The organism is Streptomyces sp. 17_S59 (assembly GCF_056930295.1).
The window spans coordinates 6380319-6396749 of the sequence record NZ_JBXOWD010000001.1; the positions used below are offsets into that span (position 1 = coordinate 6380319).

16 protein-coding genes are annotated in these 16431 nt (G+C 74.6%); 6 read left to right on the forward strand and 10 right to left on the reverse strand.

Annotated elements, in window-relative coordinates:
- Window positions 1-120: 120 nt before the first annotated feature.
- The 3 genes from AC1Z4A_RS28850 to AC1Z4A_RS28860 are packed head-to-tail and all read left to right on the forward strand — an operon-like array spanning window position 121 to window position 3070.
- On the forward strand, window positions 121-684 hold the full coding sequence (locus AC1Z4A_RS28850) for a M78 family metallopeptidase domain-containing protein (protein ID WP_483682797.1): 564 nt from the start codon (window positions 121-123) through the stop codon (window positions 682-684).
- The gene (locus AC1Z4A_RS28855; protein WP_483682798.1) at window positions 681-1868 is read left to right on the forward strand and encodes an MAB_1171c family putative transporter; all 1188 of its coding nucleotides are present in this window, start codon (window positions 681-683) and stop codon (window positions 1866-1868) included. Before AC1Z4A_RS28850 ends, AC1Z4A_RS28855 begins: the two co-directional genes overlap by 4 nt.
- Complete coding sequence (locus AC1Z4A_RS28860) at window positions 1865-3070, forward strand: cytochrome P450 family protein (RefSeq protein WP_483682799.1); 1206 nt, start codon at window positions 1865-1867, stop codon at window positions 3068-3070. The genes AC1Z4A_RS28855 and AC1Z4A_RS28860 overlap by 4 nt, the downstream gene beginning before the upstream one ends.
- 5 nt (window positions 3071-3075) lie before the next feature.
- On the opposite strand, the gene AC1Z4A_RS28865 is transcribed toward AC1Z4A_RS28860, so the two are convergent.
- Complete coding sequence (locus tag AC1Z4A_RS28865) at window positions 3076-3288, reverse strand: dodecin (protein WP_483682800.1); 213 nt, start codon at window positions 3286-3288, stop codon at window positions 3076-3078.
- Window positions 3289-3357: 69 nt separating this feature from the next.
- Complete coding sequence (locus AC1Z4A_RS28870; protein WP_483682801.1) at window positions 3358-4824, reverse strand: MFS transporter; 1467 nt, start codon at window positions 4822-4824, stop codon at window positions 3358-3360.
- Between the two features lie 149 nt (window positions 4825-4973).
- Between AC1Z4A_RS28870 and AC1Z4A_RS28875 the strand changes: the two genes are divergently transcribed.
- A complete protein-coding gene (locus AC1Z4A_RS28875) occupies window positions 4974-5990 on the forward strand; it encodes an Lrp/AsnC family transcriptional regulator (RefSeq protein WP_483682802.1) in 1017 nt (338 codons plus the stop codon).
- A gap of 13 nt (window positions 5991-6003) precedes the next feature.
- Here AC1Z4A_RS28875 and egtD read toward each other — a convergent pair whose 3' ends face one another.
- The 8 genes from egtD to AC1Z4A_RS28915 form a co-directional block, all read right to left on the reverse strand.
- Window positions 6004-6975, reverse strand: a complete 972-nt coding sequence (gene egtD, locus AC1Z4A_RS28880) for an L-histidine N(alpha)-methyltransferase (RefSeq protein ID WP_483682803.1) — start codon at window positions 6973-6975, stop codon at window positions 6004-6006.
- Window positions 6972-7754, reverse strand: a complete 783-nt coding sequence (egtC, locus tag AC1Z4A_RS28885) for an ergothioneine biosynthesis protein EgtC (protein ID WP_483682804.1) — start codon at window positions 7752-7754, stop codon at window positions 6972-6974. Before egtC ends, egtD begins: the two co-directional genes overlap by 4 nt.
- Window positions 7754-9082 (reverse strand): ergothioneine biosynthesis protein EgtB, encoded by a 1329-nt coding sequence (gene egtB / locus AC1Z4A_RS28890; RefSeq protein WP_483682805.1) that lies wholly within the window; start codon window positions 9080-9082, stop codon window positions 7754-7756. The genes egtC and egtB overlap by 1 nt, the downstream gene beginning before the upstream one ends.
- Window positions 9079-10359, reverse strand: a complete 1281-nt coding sequence (gene egtA, locus AC1Z4A_RS28895) for an ergothioneine biosynthesis glutamate--cysteine ligase EgtA (RefSeq protein WP_483682806.1) — start codon at window positions 10357-10359, stop codon at window positions 9079-9081. The genes egtB and egtA overlap by 4 nt, the downstream gene beginning before the upstream one ends.
- A 185-nt stretch (window positions 10360-10544) precedes the next feature.
- Complete coding sequence (locus tag AC1Z4A_RS28900; RefSeq protein WP_483682807.1) at window positions 10545-11300, reverse strand: bestrophin-like domain; 756 nt, start codon at window positions 11298-11300, stop codon at window positions 10545-10547.
- A 30-nt stretch (window positions 11301-11330) separates the two neighbouring features.
- Complete coding sequence (locus AC1Z4A_RS28905) at window positions 11331-12005, reverse strand: hypothetical protein (RefSeq protein ID WP_483682808.1); 675 nt, start codon at window positions 12003-12005, stop codon at window positions 11331-11333.
- A gap of 153 nt (window positions 12006-12158) precedes the next feature.
- Window positions 12159-12965, reverse strand: a complete 807-nt coding sequence (locus AC1Z4A_RS28910; protein WP_483682809.1) for a crotonase/enoyl-CoA hydratase family protein — start codon at window positions 12963-12965, stop codon at window positions 12159-12161.
- Window positions 12962-14611: an acyl-CoA dehydrogenase family protein gene (locus AC1Z4A_RS28915; protein ID WP_483682810.1), complete on the reverse strand. Its 1650-nt coding sequence runs from the start codon at window positions 14609-14611 to the stop codon at window positions 12962-12964. Before AC1Z4A_RS28915 ends, AC1Z4A_RS28910 begins: the two co-directional genes overlap by 4 nt.
- Before the next feature lie 94 nt (window positions 14612-14705).
- On the opposite strand from AC1Z4A_RS28915, the gene AC1Z4A_RS28920 reads away from it, so the two are divergent.
- Window positions 14706-15527, forward strand: a complete 822-nt coding sequence (locus tag AC1Z4A_RS28920; protein WP_483682811.1) for a PaaX family transcriptional regulator C-terminal domain-containing protein — start codon at window positions 14706-14708, stop codon at window positions 15525-15527.
- A gap of 188 nt (window positions 15528-15715) precedes the next feature.
- Window positions 15716-16423 carry a response regulator gene (locus AC1Z4A_RS28925; RefSeq protein WP_483682812.1) on the forward strand — a complete coding sequence of 236 codons (708 nt, stop codon included), beginning with the start codon at window positions 15716-15718 and terminating at the stop codon, window positions 16421-16423.
- The last annotated feature ends 8 nt before the right edge of the window (window positions 16424-16431 follow it).

Here is a 16431-nt window from a genome sequence, read left to right on the forward strand (position 1 = left end):
CCCCTGCCGTTCCCCGGATTCCCGTAACCTTCTGATCACTGTCGACAAAGAGACGCCCGGTCGGGACGGCGGAGGGGGAGCGGTGGGGGACATGCGCGCGGCACGGCGTAGGTGTTAGTCGTGCGATGGCGACTCCGTGCCGGCGACCGGGGTCCGGGAGAGCTGCGCGAGCGGTGCAGGGAGCGGGTGCGCTCCCTGGGCCTGCCCGCGCACGGCACGCTGACGATCCCCGAGCTGTGCGAGCACATCAGCCGGCTGCACGGCCGGCCGATCCACCTCCTCCCGCTGGTCCTGCCGCTCGGCAGCCCCGACGGGCTCTGGGTCTCGGCCGACGACCAGGACTACGTGGTCTTCGAGCAGCGGCTCGCCCCGGTCCACCAGCACCAGGTGATCCTGCACGAGATCGGCCACGTCGTCTGCGACCACGACTCCGCGCCCGTGCTGTCCACGGACTCCTCCCGGCTCCTGCTGCCCTCGCTCAACCCCGACATGGTGCGCAGGGTCCTCGGCCGCGAGCACGAGCAGACCGAGGTCGAGATCGAGGCCGAACTCGTGGGCTCGCTCATCGGGCGCCAGATCAGCACCTGGACGGCACAGCGGACCTGGACCGTGCCGCAGGAGGCGCGGGAACTCGCAGCACGGCTCGCCGCCCTGGAGTCCCCCCAACCCCCGAGGGAGCAATGAACGCCGTCCTGTATCCCGTCTGCGCCGCCCTGGCGCTGCTCGCGATGCTCTACAAGATGCGGGTCCTGCGCACGGACCGCTCGGTCACCCAGCTCGCGCTGACCGGGAACTTCTTCCTCCTCTGGGTCACCTTCACGGTGTCCACGCCCGCCGTCTGGGCGGCGACCAGCCGGGCCGTGGGCATCGTCAACTTCTCCGGGCTGTTCACCCAGAGCTGTGTGGTCCTCATGTCCGCCTGCCAGCAGCTGGTGCTGCTGCACCTCACCCACGAACGGGACGTCGCCCGGCGCAAGGCCGTACCGCGCCTCATCGCCCTCGCGCTCGTCCTGGTCACGATGGTGACCCTCTTCTCCGCGGCCACCGTCGAGCGGGAGGCCCCCAACAACTTCGCGCTCTCCAAGGCCCAGTACTACCCCGCCTACATCATCGTCTACCTCCTCGCCTACACGGCCAACCAGATCGACGTCGGCATCCTCGGGTGGCGCTGCGCCAAGGTCGCCCCGACCCCCTGGCTGCGCCGCGGCATGCAGCTGACCGCGCTCACCCTGCCGTTCGCCCTGGTCTACAGCGGCTGCCGCGCCGCCGACGTCGTCGCCGGGCAGTTCGGCACGAACGGGCAGGCGTGGGAGCCCGTCGCCCAGATATCGGTGGCCATCGCCACCGTCATCAAGACCGTCGCCTGGACCCTGCCCGACTGGGGACGCCACCTGAGCACCCTGTGGGAGGCCGTCCGGGACCGCCGCACCCTCCGGGAACTCGCCCCGCTGCACCGCCGGGTCACGGCCCTGGTGCCCGAGCCCGTCATCCCCCTGGACCCCGAAGCGGACCTGCGCACCCGCCTGTACCGCACGGTGGTGGAGATCCGCGACGCCCAGTGGGCCCTGCGTACCTGGATGGACCCCGCCGTCGCCGAGGCGGCCCGCGAGCGCGCCACGGCCGCCGGCCTGGCGGAGGACGACGTGGCCGCCACGATCGAGGCGGCCCATCTGCGCGCCGCGATCCGGGCCAAGGCCGAGGGGCGGCAGCCTTCCGAGCACGTCCCCACCCCGCGCATCGCCGAGCCCGGCGACCTCGTCGCCGAACTGGCCTTCCAGCGCAAGCTGGCCCACGCGTTCGCCAAGTCCCCGCTCGTCGACGCCGCGGTCGCCGGCGCCACGAGCCTCCAGCCCGAGGAAACAGCATGAACCGGCCCGCCGCCGAGCACACCCTGCCCATGCCCTTCGACGAGGCGTTCTTCGCCGACCCGTACCCGGTCTACGCCCGGCTCCGGAAGGCGGGCCCGGTGCACCACGTCACGATCCCGGACGGCTCCGCCGTGTGGCTCGTGCTGCGCGAGGCCGACGTCCGCGCCGGGCTGACCGACCCCAGGCTGTCGGTGAACAAGAAGCACTCCGGCACCGGCTACCGCGGCTTCACCCTGCCCCCGGCCCTGGACGCCAACCTGCTCAACATCGACCCGGCCGACCATCTCCGGCTGCGCCGCCTGGTGTCCAAGGCCTTCACCCCGCGCCGGATCGAGGACCTCCACGGCCGCGTCCGGGCCGCGGCCGACCGCCTCGCGGACGGCCTCGCCGACGGGGGCGGCGTGGTCGACCTCGTCGAGCACTTCGCCAACCCCCTGCCGCTGGGCGTCATCGGTGATCTCTTCGACGTGCCCGAGGAGAGCCGGCTCCCGTTCTCCCGCTGGACGAGCGCGATGTTCGCGCCCGAGCACCCCGGGCAGGTCGCGGAGAGCGTCGGCCACATCCACCGCTTCCTGCTGGAGCTGATCGCCGCCCGGCGCACCGCCCCCGGGGACGACCTGCTCTCGGCGATGATCGCGGCCCGCGACGAGGAGGACCGCCTCAGCGAGGACGAGCTGGTCTCCCTGGCCTTCCTCATCCTGCTCGCCGGCAACGAGAACACCCAGCACCTCATCAGCAACGGACTGCTGACGCTGCTCCGCCACCCCGACCAGCTCGACGCGGTCCGCGCCGACCCCGGGCTCCTGCCCGAGGCGGTCGAGGAGATCCTGCGCCACGCCCTGCCCAACCAGTGGGCCATCCGCCGGTTCCCCACCGAGGACGTCGAGATCGCCGGCGCCCGCATCCCGGCCGGGGACACCGTCATGCTCGGTCTCGCCCCGGCCCACCGCGACCCCGAGCGCTACCCCGACCCGGACGCCTTCGACATCCACCGCGCGGACAAGCAGCACCTGACGCTCGGTCACGGAATGCACTACTGCCTCGGGGCGCCGCTCGCCCGCATGGAGATCCGGATCGCCCTCGGCACGCTGCTGCGGCGCTTCCCCCGCATCGGACTCGCCGTCCCGCCCGGGGAGCTGCGTTGGCGGACCTCGTTCAGGTCCCACTCCCTGAAGGCGCTGCCGGTCACTGTCGGGCGCTAGCGCGATCAGGCGTCCTCCAGACGGAAGCCCACCTTGAGCCCCACCTGGTAGTGCGCGATCGCACCGTCCTCCAGGTGGCCGCGGATCTGGGTGACCTCGAACCAGTCCAGCTCCCGCAGCGTCTGCGCGGCGCGGCTGATCCCGTTGCGGATCGCCGCGTCCACGCCCTCCTGGGACGAGCCGACGATCTCGGTCACCCGATAGGTGTGATTGGACATGCCCTCTCCTCTGCCGGGGCCTCCTCCCACCGTGCCCCGGGAGCCCGGCGGGCGCGAGGCGGGAGGGCCTCATCGGGGGAGCCGGCCCGCACGGGGCCGCATCAGCGCCGCTGCGGCGGCCGCGGCGGCCAGGAGGACGAGGGCCAGCACGAAGGCGTGCTGCACCGCCTCCAGGGCCGCCCGGCCGGCATCCGTTCCGGAGCGGGCGGAGAAGGCGCGCAGGAACGTGCTGCCGAGCACGGCGATCCCCAGCGTGCCGCCGAACTGCTGGACGGCGTTGAGCAGGCCCGCCGCCGAGCCCGTCTCATGGGGCCGGACCCGGGCGAGGGCGGTACTGAAGAACGGAACGGTGAACATCCCGCACCCGGCCCCGCCCACGGCCAGCGCCACGGACAGCGGCCACGGCAAGGAGCCCGGACCGGCACCGCGGTAGACGGCGAGCGCGGCGAGCAGCCCCGCACCCAGCACGGCCAGCCCCGCAAACATCAGCCGCGCACCGTACCGGGGCACCAAGTACGCGCCCGAGACCCAGGACGCGAGCGCGAGCCCGCAGGACCACGGCAGCAGGGTCAGCCCGGAGTCCAGGACGTCACGGCCCAGGCCGAGCTGCACCTGGAGGACGACCACCACCGTCAGCCCGTTCGTCACCGCGAAGAACAGCGCCGACGTCACCAGCGCGGCGGGGAACCCCCGGTCGCGGAAGAGGCTCGGCTCGGTCAGGGGGCTGCGGCCGCGCCGGGCCGCGTGCCGCTGGTGGAGTCCGAACAGCGCCAGGACGAGGACGCCCGCGACGAGGGCCGCCCAGGTCCACAGCGGCCATCCCGCGGAGTCGCCCTCGATGAGCGGGTACACGACCAGCCCTGCCCCGAGCGTCGCCAGGGCGGTGCCCGGGACGTCCGTGCGCGGCGGCCGCGCGGCCCGGTCCTCGCGCAGCGCCCGCGCTCCGGCGAGGACGAGGGCGGCGAGGGGGAGGTTGACCAGGAACGCGGCCCGCCACGAGGAGCCGCCCAGGTCGGCGTGGGTGAGCACGGCGCCCAGCACCGGCCCGCACACCGCGGCCAGGCCCATCACCGGCCCGATGCTGCCCAGCGCCCTGGCCATTTCACCGCCCTCGAACATCGCCCGGATCAGGCCGAACGTCTGCGGAATGACCAGCGCGGCAGCGCCGCCCTGCACCGCCCGCGCGGCGATCAGTGCTCCGGCCGTGGGGGCCAGCGCACAGGCCAGGGACGCCATTGCGAACCCGGCCACCCCCACCAGGAACACCCGTCTGCGGCCGATCACGTCCCCCAGCCGGCCGCCCGTGATCAGCAGCACGGCGAACGGCAGCGTGTAGGCGGCGCTGAACCACTGGATGACGGAGGCGTCACCGCCGAGGTCCTCGTGGATCACCGGCGCGGCCACCTGTACGACGGTCGCGTCCAGCAGGTTCATCGCCTCGGCCAGCAGCAGCGTGCCCAGGGCCACCCACCGCCACCGGTACGGCGCCCCCGCCCCGGTGGTTTCCTTCCGTTCTTCCTGTTCTCGTATGCGCACCCGCACGGCTGTCCCTCCAGGTCGTCACGTCCCGGGCACGGGCGCCCGGGACGTGACCCACCCTCAGGCCGCCGAGGCCGAAGTTTCCATCCGGCCGGGATTGTTGGAGGATTTCTTCCATCGTTCACGGAATCAAGAGGGATGCGCTCATGCTCGACGACCTCGACCGGGCCCTCGTCCACGCCCTGCACATCGACGGGCGGGCGCCCTTCAGCCGCATCGCCGGGGTGCTCGGCACGTCCACCCAGACCGTGGCCCGCCGCTACCGGCGGCTGCGCACCGAGGCGGGCCTGCGCGTGGTCGGCCTCGCCGACCCGCACCTGGCCGGGCAGACCCAGTGGATGCTCCGGCTCACCACGACACCGGCCGTGACCCGGACCCTCGCCCACTCCCTGGCCCGCCGCCCCGACACCTCATGGGTCAAGCTGACGTCCGGCGGGACGGAGATCTTCGCGGTCGTCCACGTCCCGCACGGCGCGGAGACCTCGCACGCCACGCTGCTGCACGACCTTCCCCGCACAGCAGGCATCACCGCGGTCTCCGCCCACTGCATGCTCCACACCTACCTCGGCGGCCCCACCGCCTGGCGCGGCCGCCTCGCAGCCCTCGACGAGGCACAGCAGCAGGCCCTCACCCCGGACCCGGCCCCCGACGACACCGCAACCCCGTCCCGCCGGGCCCGGCTCACACCCGCCGACCGCGAACTGCTCGACGCCCTCGGCCACGACGGGCGCGCGAGCCACGCCGACCTCGCCACGGCCACCGGCTGGTCCCAGGCCACCGTGGCGCGGCGGCTGGCCGAACTCCGCGCCCGGGGCACGGTCTTCTTCGACGTCGAGATCGCCCCCGGCGCCCTCGGGGCCACCACCCAGGCCCTGCTGTGGATGTCCGTGCCGCCCGCGCACCTCGACCACGTCGCGACGGCCCTCGCCAGCCACCCCGAACTCGCCGTGGTCGCCGCCACCACCGGCCCCACCAACCTCGTCGCGCACGCCCTGTGCCCCGACCCCGCGGGGCTGCACCACTACCTCACACGCTGCCTGGGTGCGCTGGAGGCGATCCGCTCCGTGGAGACGGCCCCGGTCATCCGGACGGTCAAGGCGGCCGGACACCTCGCCGCGAGCGCTGCCCGGCCCGCCACCGGCCGGACCGGCCGGGGGCGTTGAGCCGCTCCACCGGCTAGGCCCCCGCCGGGACGGCCAGGGACAGGGCGAAGCGGCCCGCCGCGTCCGTCCACCAGTGGGTCAGCTCCAGCCCCGCCGCGGCCAGCTCCCGCCGTACGCCCTCGTGGCGGAACTTCGCGGACACCTCGGTGCGCAGCTCCTCGCCCGCCTCGAAGTGCACCGCCAGGTCGAGCGCCGGGATCTTCACCACCGCCGCGCGGCGCGCCCGCAGCCGCATCTCGATCCACTCGCGGCGCGCATCCCACAGGGCGACGTGGTCGTAGTTCCCGGGCTCGAAGTCGGCGCCCAGCTCGCGGTTGATGACGGCGAGCACGTTCTTGTTGAAGGCGGCCGTGACGCCCCGCGCATCGTCGTAGGCAGGGAGCAGCACGCTCTCGTCCTTCACCAGGTCCGTGCCCAGCAGCAGCGCGTCCTTGGCCGCCATCCCCGAGCGGAGACCGGCCAGGAACCGTGCCCGCTCCGCCGGCAGCAGATTGCCGATCGTGCCGCCGAGGAAGGCGATCAGCCGCGGCCCGGGCAGCCCCCCGGGCAGGGCGAGCCCGTACTGGAAGTCCGCGACGAGCGCGTGCACGGTCAGCGTCGGCTGCTCGGCCAGCAGCGTCTCCGCGGCCCCGGACAGGGCGCTCTCGCTGACGTCCACCGGGACGTAGAACCCGAGGGCCGGCAGGGCCCGGATCAGGTGGCGCGTCTTGTCGGAGGAGCCCGAGCCCAGCTCGACGAGCGTCCGGGCGCCTGTGGCCGCGGCGATGTCACCGGCCCGGGCGATGAGGATCTCCCGCTCGGCCCGCGTCGGGTAGTACTCCGGCAGCAGGGTGATCTCGTCGAACAGCTCGCTGCCCCGCGCGTCGTAGAACCACTTCGGGGGAAGCTCCTTGGGCGAGCGGGTCAGCCCTTCGGTGACGTCCGCGCGCAGGGCGGCAGCCGTTGCATCGAGGGGGAGGGTACGGGTGAGGACGAACGGGCTCACTGGGCGGGCTCCTTGAGCGGGGAACGCGGGAGGTTCGAGGGGAGCGGGAAGAGCGTGACGCCGGTCCTGTCGGCGGTCACCAGCGTGCGGTCGGGGACCTCGGTCCAGTGCGGATCGTCGTCGTAGGGCTCGGAGGCGACGACCGTGCGCACGTTCCCGTCGGCGAGATACCACAGGGAGTCGCCCCACGCCGTGGCGGCGATGGACGCCCCGTCCGTGAGCAGCAGGTTCAGCCGGGAGCCCGGGGCGGCCCGGGCGAGCGTCGCCACCGCCCCGGCCAGCGCCGGCCCGGGGCTCTCGCCGCGCAGCAGCCGGTGCTCCACCAGCGCCCAGACGAACGCCGAGTCGCACCGCGCCGCCAGCCGCAGCAGCGCACCGGGCGGCAGCAGCGGGACCAGCGCGGCCGCAGAGTCCGGCCAGCCGGGCACGGCCCCGTTGTGGCTGAACAGCCAGGGCCCGCCGGCGAACGGGGCCGCCGCGGCCTCCCCGTCCGCGCCCGCGAACGTCGCGTCCCGGACCGCCGCGAGCAGCGCCCGGGCCCGTACCACCCGGGCGAGGTCGGCGAACGACTCGTCCCCCCAGACGGGCCCCGCCCGCCGGTAGCGGGCGGGCAGCGGGTCGCCCGGCGCGTACCAGCCGACGCCGAAGCCGTCCGCGTTGACCGTGCCGTGCCGCATGTGCCGCGGCGCCCACGCCTGGCGGACGAGCGAGTACGGCGGGTCGACCAAGGTCTCTCCGAGCGGGACGTCGGGCCCCAGTACCGCGATGTGCCGGCACATCAGGCGGGTTCCGCGTCGCGCGCCGTCCGGAAGCCGGAGAAGATCTGCCGGCGGACCGGCAGGTCCCAGTTGCGGAACGTCCCCCGGCAGGCCACCGGGTCCACGGCGAAGGAGCCGCCGCGCAGGACCTTGAAGCGGTCGCCGAAGAACACCTCGGAGTACTCGCGGTAGGGGAAGGCCCGGAAGCCCGGATAGGGCAGGAAGTCGCTCGCCGTCCACTCCCACACGTCCCCGATCAGCTGCCGGACCCCCAGCGGCGAGGCGCCGCGGGGATAGGCGCCGACGGGGGCCGGACGCAGGTGCCGCTGGCCGAGGTTGGCGTGCCCGGGCGTGGGATCCGCATCCCCCCACGGGTAGCGCAGCGACCGGCCGGAGGACGGGTCGTGGCGTGCGGCCTTCTCCCACTCCGCCTCCGTGGGCAGCCGCCGGCCCGCCCACGCCGCGTACGCCGCCGCCTCGTACCAGCTGACGTGCAGCACCGGCTCGGCGGCCGGGACGGGCTCCACGACCCCGAACCGGCGCCGCACCCACCCACCGCCCTCGCGCTGCCAGAACAGCGGTGCACACAGCCCGTGCCGCCGCACCTCCGCCCAGCCCGCCGCGTGCCACCAGCGCGGGTCCTCGTAGCCGCCGTCCTCGACGAAGTGCAGGTACGCGCCGTTGCTGACCGGCAGGGTGTCGATCCAGAAGGACGGCACCAGGCGGCGGTGGGCGGGCCGCTCGTTGTCCAGCGCCCACGGCTCGGTGGACGTGCCCATCGTGAACGGGCCGCCCTCGACGCGGACCTCGGCCGGGAGCAGGGCCGCGTCCGGTGCGGCCGGCGGCGGCCCGGGCGCGGTGAGCACCGCCGGGCCGGTGCGCAGCTGATGGGTGATCAGCATGGTCTCGTCGTGCTGCTGCTCGTGCTGCGCGACCATGCCGAACGCGAAGCTCGACTCCACCAGCGGACCGCCCCCCAGCACCGGGGTGCGGTCCAGCACGTCCAGCACCCGGTCGCGGACGTCCGCGGCATAGCCCCGCGCCTCGCCGGGGGACAGCAGCGGCAGCGAGGGCCGCTCGGCGCGGGGGTGCTCGAAGGCGTCGTAGACCGGGTCGATCTCCGGGCGCAGCGCGTCCCGGCCGGCCACCGCCCGGAGCAGCCACAGCTCCTCCTGGTTGCCGATGTGCGCGAGGTCCCACACCAGCGGGGACATCAACGGCGAGTGCTGGGCGGTCAGTTCGTGCTCGTCGACGCAGTCGGTCAGGGCGCGGGTGCGGTTGCGGGCGGTGAGCAGGACGCTCGCCGCCCGCAGGCGCAGCGTGTCGGGGTCCGCCCCGGGGAGGGTCACGGGTGGACCTCCTTGCCGTCGACGCGGTCGAGCAGGTCGTCGGCGGGGCACCGGCCGCGGTCCACATAGCGGTCGATGAACTCGTCGACGACCGTGCGGACCCGCTCGGCGGCCCCCAGCCGGGGCAGCGCCTCACGGGCCGCGGCGAAGCAGGCCACGGCCGCGGCACGCAGCTCGGGATCGGCCATCCCGTGCCGCGCCGCCCTGCGCCACAGGGCGTTCCGCGGCGGGGGCAGCCGGCCGGGCACGTCCCCCAGGCCCTTGACCGCCCGGTAGGCGGTCTCCGCTGCCGACGGGTCGTCGAACAGCGCGGCGGTCACGGCCAGCGGCACGATCCAGCCGTCCTCCCCGGGCTGCGCGTCGATCATGCGCAGTTCCAGGTGGCCGCGCGGCCTTATGGGCGGGAACAGCGTGGTGAGGTGGTAGGCCACATCGTCGGTGGTCGCCGGCCGGGGCAGCCCCGTCCGCGTCCACTGGCGCAGGGCCAGCCCGCGCTGCACCGCCCACGGCCCCTCGTCGGAGCGCACGAACATGACGTTCGCGTCGAGCACGTACGCCGCCCACGCCGCCCGTGGGTCGAGGCCGTCCGGCGGGGCCAGCGTGCGCCCGGGATCCATCCGGGCGTAGCAGGCCTGCCGGCTGGAGCGCCAGCCGCACGGCCGCCCGAGCAGCAGCGGGGAGTTGGCGAACGCGGCGGAGAGCACCGCGCCCAGCAGGTGGGCGACCCGCCAGCGCCGCCCGTAGCCCAGCGGCCCCGGACCCTCGTGCCCCGCGTCCACGCACACCTGCACCGATGCAGTGCGGCACATGACGTTGCGGCCGGCGCCGTTGATCCGGTCGTAGTAGACCTCCATCGCGTTGTACCGGTCGTTGCCGACGACGCGAGGGGGCTCGTACCACGGCTCCTTGCCGTAGCCCTCCAGGGCGAGCCCGAGGCCGCGCAGCTCGGCGCGGGCGAGCGAGAGGTCCGCGGACAGTTCCTCCACGCAGGCGGTGAGGGATTCCGCGGGCCGGGAGCTGAATTCCAGCTGGCCGCCGGGTTCGATGGTGAACACCGACCGCAGCGGCAGGGCGCCCACGCGGGTGGCAGCGGCTGCCAGCCGGTCCGGGGCGACGGGTCGGGCGGGGTCGTGCAGATCGTGGACGAGCCATTCCAGCTCGGCGCCGAGAAGGCGGGGCGGGCCGGTCTTGAAACAGATGCCGCGCACGTACGCATCGGCCTCCGATTCGCCGACCGGCCGGGTGAGGCCTTCCCTGTCAGCAAAGCAGTCGGTCACGCTCGGTACCTCCCGTCCGTACCTCCGTACCCCCAAACCCGGGCCGGCAGTCGGACCGCCGGGGTCCGGGGCCGCGATCCGGTCAGTCCGGAGCCCGGAACCGTGGCCACGCGGACATTGTGGCGAGCCCGTGCCGCACCCGCCAGAGGAGCCGCCCGCAGGACGGGAGCGGGGTCAGGGCGGGATCAGAGGCTGAAGAGGTCCGTGAGCGGCCCGGTGGAGTCGGCCACGTCGTGGCCGAAGGGTGAGTTGAAGTCCCAGATGAGGAAGAGGAGGAAGGCGATCAGTGCGCTGTAGAGCCCGGCCAGCAGCAGCTCGCGCGGCGACCGCGTGATCTGGAGCGTGAAGATCAGTCCCACCGCCACCAGGGCTCCCGCGATCAGCCCGAACCACACCACGCCGGGCATGGTGTCGCCGGAGTTCGCGGCCCGTGCGTTGCGCGCCGAGTCCGCGGCCCCGACCTGGTCCAGCAGCGGCTGGTAGGACTGGCCCTCGTGGTCGTCGCGTGGCTGGTAAGAGGTGACGTCCGCGCGCACCTTGTCCAGCAGCTGCCCGCCCTTGTCGGTCAGCCGGCCTTCCCTGAGCATGACCGGCCACTCCTTCTTGACGACGTAGCTCACATAGGCTTCGACGTCCTTGCGGGTGCGGTCCCGGGCCTCCGGTGCGTACACCTGGACCCGCTCGGAGACCTCGTGCAGCGCCTGCGCCTCGGCCCGGACGGTGTCCTGGGCGGTGTTGCGGGCCTCCCAGACGCCGGCGATCGCCAGGCCCAGCACGATGGCGTAGACGACCCCGACCATCATCGTCATGTACTCGATGACGTCCGGGGTCTCGTTGGGATTGTGGCTCTCACCCACTCGCCGCCCTCTGAGCACGGCGATGGTCAGGACGACGACGCACGCGGCGGCCATGCAGATGACCAGCACCAGCCACTCGGACAAGACGGACCTCCAGGGAACGGCGGGGCGGGATCAGCGGTTCCGCCCGCTGCCGGAGCGCGGGCGCAGCAGCGCGGCCGCGAGCACGGCGGGGGCGGTGAGCAGCAGCGTGAGCGTGACCAGCGAGGCGCCGCCCTTGGGCGGCTTCGTCACGCTCAAGTGGTAGGCGCGCGGCGCGATGCGCGGGGCGGGCGAGGGTGCCGGCGGCGGGGGTGCCGGGGCGGCGGACGCCGGCGGGGCCGGGGGAGCGCTCCGCGGGAGCGGCGCGGGGGCACGCAGCGGTACGACCGGGGGAGCGGGCACGGGCGCGGGTGGCGCGGGGGCGGGCGGCACGGCCCGCGGCACGGGTGGCGGGCTCGCCGCGGGCGCCGGCGGCGGGGGCGCCGGGGCGGGCGACGGGCAGGTCGTGAACATTGCTGCCGCCGCTCCGCCCCGGGCCCAGGCGGTCAGGCAGCCGGGGCGGCGGAGGACGTACGCGGAGGAGGGCGATTCGCCCGGGGACGGAGCGGGGCCGGCGGCGGCCTCCAGGGAGCCGGCCGAGCGCCTGACGACGGCGGTGTCCTCGCCGTCCTGGACGCGGAAGGTCCGGGCCGGGGACTCGGACCGGGTGGCGGCCCCGCCGCTCGTCGCGGGCCCGGCACCGGCCGTCGCCAGCACGGCCAGGAAGGCCACGACCCCCGTACGCCCCGCACGCCGCCATCCGCTCACGACCGAGATCCTGGAGCGGTCCCGCACGGCCTGTCCGGGCTTTCGGCCGGATTCCTACGATGGGGTGAATCCAGGCCATGGCATGACAAGTTCCTGGCAAGTTCCCCAGGGGGTCCGAGTCCGACAGGCCGGCGCAGGCCCGTCGGACACCCCCTACCGGTCCGGGAGTTCGGCGAAGCCGCCGTGCCGTCCCGCGCCCGCGGCGAAGCGCGCCACGCCCTCGCCCGCCTCGGTCAACGACCGCAGGCCGTGGGCGAGTTCGGCGGCCAGGGCCTGCTCCTCCGGGACTCCCTCCTGGTCCAGGACCGATGCCCGGTCGCCCCGCAGGCACGCCTGGGGGAACCGGGCGATCTCCGCCGCCAGCTCCTCGGCGGCCGCCCGCGAACCGCCCGGCGGCACCAGCCGGTTGACCAGACCCATCCCGTACGCCTCGCGGGCCTCCACCGGACGGCCGGTGAGGATCAGGTCCAGCGCGCGGCCCGTACCGATCAGCCGGGGCAGCCGGACTGTGCCCCCGTCGATCAGCGGCACGCCCCAGCGGCGGCAGAAGACGCCGAAGACCGCGTCCTCCTCGGCCACTCGCAGATCGCACCAGAGGGCCAGCTCCAGCCCGCCGGCCACCGCGTGGCCGCTCACCGCGGCGATCACCGGCTTGGACAGGCGCAGCCGGGTGGGGCCCATCGGGCCGTCGCCGCCGGCCGCCACCCGGTTGGCGCGCCCGCCGCCGAACGCCTTGAGGTCGGCGCCCGAGCAGAACGTGCCGCCCTCGCCCCACAGCACCGCGACGAGCGCGCCCTCGTCCGCCTCGAACTCCCGGAAGGCATCGGCGAGCGCGGCGGCGGTGGGGCCGTCGACGGCGTTGCGGACCGCGGGCCGTGAGAGGACGACGGTGGTGACCGGGCCGCGGCGTTCGGTGCGGACCGCGGGGGCGGCGTCCGCCGCGCCCCGGTCCGTCGTCACCGTCCGTCCTTGGGCGCGGCGCGGTCGAGGATCGCCCCCAGGGCGGCCCCCGGCGGCAGGGTGCCGAAGGCGTTGCCCCACTCGCCGCCCAGCCGGGAGGCGCAGAAGGCGTCGGCGACCTCGGGAGCGCTGTGGCGCACCAGCAGGCTGCCCTGGAGGACCAGGGTGAGCTGCTCCGCCAGGCGGCGGGCCAGCAGCTGGGCGCGGGCGGGGTCGCCGAGTCCGCCGAGCAGCGCGCGCAGCCGGACGGCGGCGGCGTCGAGCCGCGGGTCCGCCCCGGCGGCCAGGCCGACCTCCGCGAAGTAGGCGTCCAGGGCGGCCGGTTCCCTGTCGAGCACGCGCAGCACGTCCAGCGCGGCCACATTGCCGGAGCCCTCCCAGATGGAGAGCAGCGGCGCCTCGCGGTAGAGCCGGGGCATGCCGGACTCCTCCACGTAGCCGTTGCCGCCGAGGCATTCGAGGGCCTCGGCGGCGTGCGTGCTGCCGCGCTTGCAGACCCAGTACTTGCCCGCGGCCAGCGCCAGCCGCCGCAGCGCCGCCTCCTCGGCGTCCCCGGCCCCGGCGCGGTCGAGCGCCGCCGCGAGCCGCATCGCCAGCACCGTGGCGGCCTCGGACTCCACGGCGAGGTCGGCCAGGACGTTGCGCATCAGCGGCTGGTCGATCAGCTCGGCGCCGAACGCCCGCCGGTGGGCGGCGTGGTGCAGGGCCTGCCGCAGCCCGGCCCGCATCCCCGCGGCCGAGCCGATGACGCAGTCCAGCCGGGTCACGTTGACCATCTCGACGATCGTCCGCACCCCGCGCCCGGGCTCCCCCACGGGCCAGGCCACGGCCTGCTCGTACTCGATCTCCGCCGAGGCGTTGGAGCGGTTGCCGAGCTTGTCCTTGAGCCGCTGGAGCCGCAGGGCGTTGCGCGTGCCGTCCGGGAGGACGCGCGGCATGAGGAAGCAGGTCAGCCCCTCGGCGGCCTGGGCCAGCACCAGGAAGACGTCGCTCATCGGCGCGGACGTGAACCACTTGTGCCCGGTGATCGCGTACGAGCCGTCGCCCCGCGGCACGGCCCGGGTGGTGTTGGCCCGGACGTCCGAGCCGCCCTGCTTCTCCGTCATCGACATACCCGCGATCAGCCCCTGCTTGCCGAGCGGCGGGCGGAGCCCGTAGTCGTACGTGCGGGACGCGAGCAGCGGCTCGTACGCGGCGGCCAGCTCCGGCTGGGCGCGCAGGGCGGGCACCGCCGCGTACGTCATGGAGACCGGGCAGCCGTGGCCGGGCTCGGCCTGCGCCCAGACGTAGAACTTCGCCGCCCGCACCAGGTGCGCGCCCGGGCGGGCCTCGGCCCAGGGGGCGGCGTGCTGGCCGCTCTCCACGGCGGCGGCCATCAGGTGGTGCCAGGCGGGGTGGAACTCCACCTCGTCGATGCGGTGGCCGTAGCGGTCGTGGGTGTGCAGGACGGGCGGGTTCGCCTCGGCCATGCGCGCCCACTCCTGCACCTCCTCCGAACCGGCCCGGGCGCCCAGCGTGCGGACCTCCGCCTCGCCCCAGCCGCCGCCGTCGCGGCGCAGGGCCTCCAGCAGGGCGGCGTCGTCGGCGGTGGAGAAGCCGGTCAGGGGCGGGGCCTGGTTGAACACTTCGTGGGTGGGGCTGCTCACGGTGACCTCCGGGCGGGGGTGCGGGTGCGGGCCTGGGTATTACACTTTCATGATGCGTGATCCGAGACTGTAATGAACAGGGTTTGCGTCAGCCATGGACGACACCGGCACCTCTTCCTCTTCCACTGCCACTGCCTCACTGGGCCTGCGGCCGCTGACCGCGCGCTCGGTCGTGCTCTCCACCCTCCTCGGCCACCACCCGCCGGCGCTCCCGGCCCGTGCGCTCGTCCGCGTCGGGGAGCTGTTCGGCACTGCCGAGGGGACGGTCCGCACGGCCCTGACCCGGATGGTCGCCGCCGGGGACCTGGAGCAGCGCGACGGCACCTACCGGCTCACGGACCGGCTCCTCGCCCGCCAGGCCCGGCAGGACGACAGCCGCGCCCCGCGCACCCGCCCCTGGACCGGCAGCTGGGAGATCGCCGTGGTCACCGGCGAGCGCCGGACCGCACCCGACCGCGCCGCGCTCCGCCAGGCGATGGCCGCCCTGCGCCTGGCCGAGCTGCGGGAGGGCTGCTGGCTGCGCCCCGCCAACCTGGTCCGCGACCGCCCGTCGGTCGTGGACGAACAGTGCACCGTGCTCACCGGCGCGGCCCCGGAGGGCGACCCGGCGGCGCTCGCGGCCGCGCTCTGGGATCTGGACGGCTGGGCCCGGCGGGCCCGCGCGCTGGAGGCGGCACTCGGAACCCTGCCGGACGGCGGCACGGACCGCCGCCTCGCGGAGCGCTTCACGGTCTCGGCGGCGGTGCTGCGGCATCTGCTGGCGGATCCGGTGCTGCCGCCTGCGCTGCTGCCGGCGGACTGGCCGGGGGAGGGACTGCGGGGGCGGTACGAGGCATTCGACGGAGAGTTCCGGGCGCTGCTGCTGCGGCACATCGGGGGCAAATCCAGCCCGTCCGGGGGCACCTCCCAGCGGTAGCTGGGGGAGTTTGAGGACCGGGGGTCCGGGGGCAGGGCCCCCGCCCTGCGGCGGAGCCGCATATCGGATACAGAGGGAAGGGGCGGGGTGGGGAAATAAACCTCCCGAATATGAGGAGTCCGTGACAGTTCCACCCCCGCGCGCCCTCCAGGGCGCATTCGCGCCTGTGTACGACCGATACTGTCCGCATGTCACGCGTGCTTCTGATCGAGGACGACCGGGCCGTCAGGGAAGGGGTCACCCTCACCCTGCGCCGCCGCGGCCACGAGGTCGAGGCCGCGCCCACCGGTGGGGACGGGCTGGCCGCCCTGGAGACCTTCCGGCCCGACCTCGTCCTGCTCGACCTGATGCTGCCCGACAAGAGCGGCTTCGAGGTGTGCCGCCGCATCCGCGCCACCCAGCAGATCCCGATCATCATGCTCACCGCGCGTGGCGACGACATAGACGTCGTCCTCGGCCTGGAGGCCGGCGCCGACGACTACATCGTCAAGCCCGCCCGCGGCGAGGTCCTCGAAGCCCGCATCCGCGCCGTCCTGCGCCGCGCCGCCCCCGTCGACGGCGGCGGGCCGGGGACGGAGCCGGTCGCCGACCGGGCCGCCGAGGTCCACGGCGACCTGACCATCGACCGCGCCGGACTGCTCGTCTCCAAGCAGGGCCAGGACCTCGCGCTCGCCCCCTCGGAGATGAAGCTCCTGCTCTACCTGTCCGCCACCCCGGGGCGCGTCTTCAGCCGCCAGCAGCTCCTCGAGCACGTCTGGGAGCACAGCTACCACGGGGACGCCCGGCTGGTGGACGCCTGCGTCATGCGGCTGCGCACCAAGGTCGAGGACTCCTCCCGCTCCCCGAAGTACATCCAGACCGTGCGCGGCTTCGGCTACCGCTTCGGCCCCGTCTAGGCGGCGGG

Bases quoted from the DNA above. Each gene is read 5' to 3' on its own strand.
- AC1Z4A_RS28855 (WP_483682798.1), top strand. From the start codon at position 681: ATGAACGCCGTCCTGTATCCCGTCTGCGCCGCCCTGGCGCTGCTCGCG.
- AC1Z4A_RS28860 (WP_483682799.1), top strand. From the start codon at position 1,865: ATGAACCGGCCCGCCGCCGAGCACACCCTGCCCATGCCCTTCGACGAG.
- AC1Z4A_RS28865 (WP_483682800.1), bottom strand. From the start codon at position 3,288: ATGTCCAATCACACCTATCGGGTGACCGAGATCGTCGGCTCGTCCCAG.
- AC1Z4A_RS28875 (WP_483682802.1), top strand. From the start codon at position 4,974: ATGCTCGACGACCTCGACCGGGCCCTCGTCCACGCCCTGCACATCGAC.
- egtC (WP_483682804.1), bottom strand. From the start codon at position 7,754: ATGTGCCGGCACATCGCGGTACTGGGGCCCGACGTCCCGCTCGGAGAG.
- AC1Z4A_RS28920 (WP_483682811.1), top strand. From the start codon at position 14,706: ATGGACGACACCGGCACCTCTTCCTCTTCCACTGCCACTGCCTCACTG.
- AC1Z4A_RS28925 (WP_483682812.1), top strand. From the start codon at position 15,716: ATGTCACGCGTGCTTCTGATCGAGGACGACCGGGCCGTCAGGGAAGGG.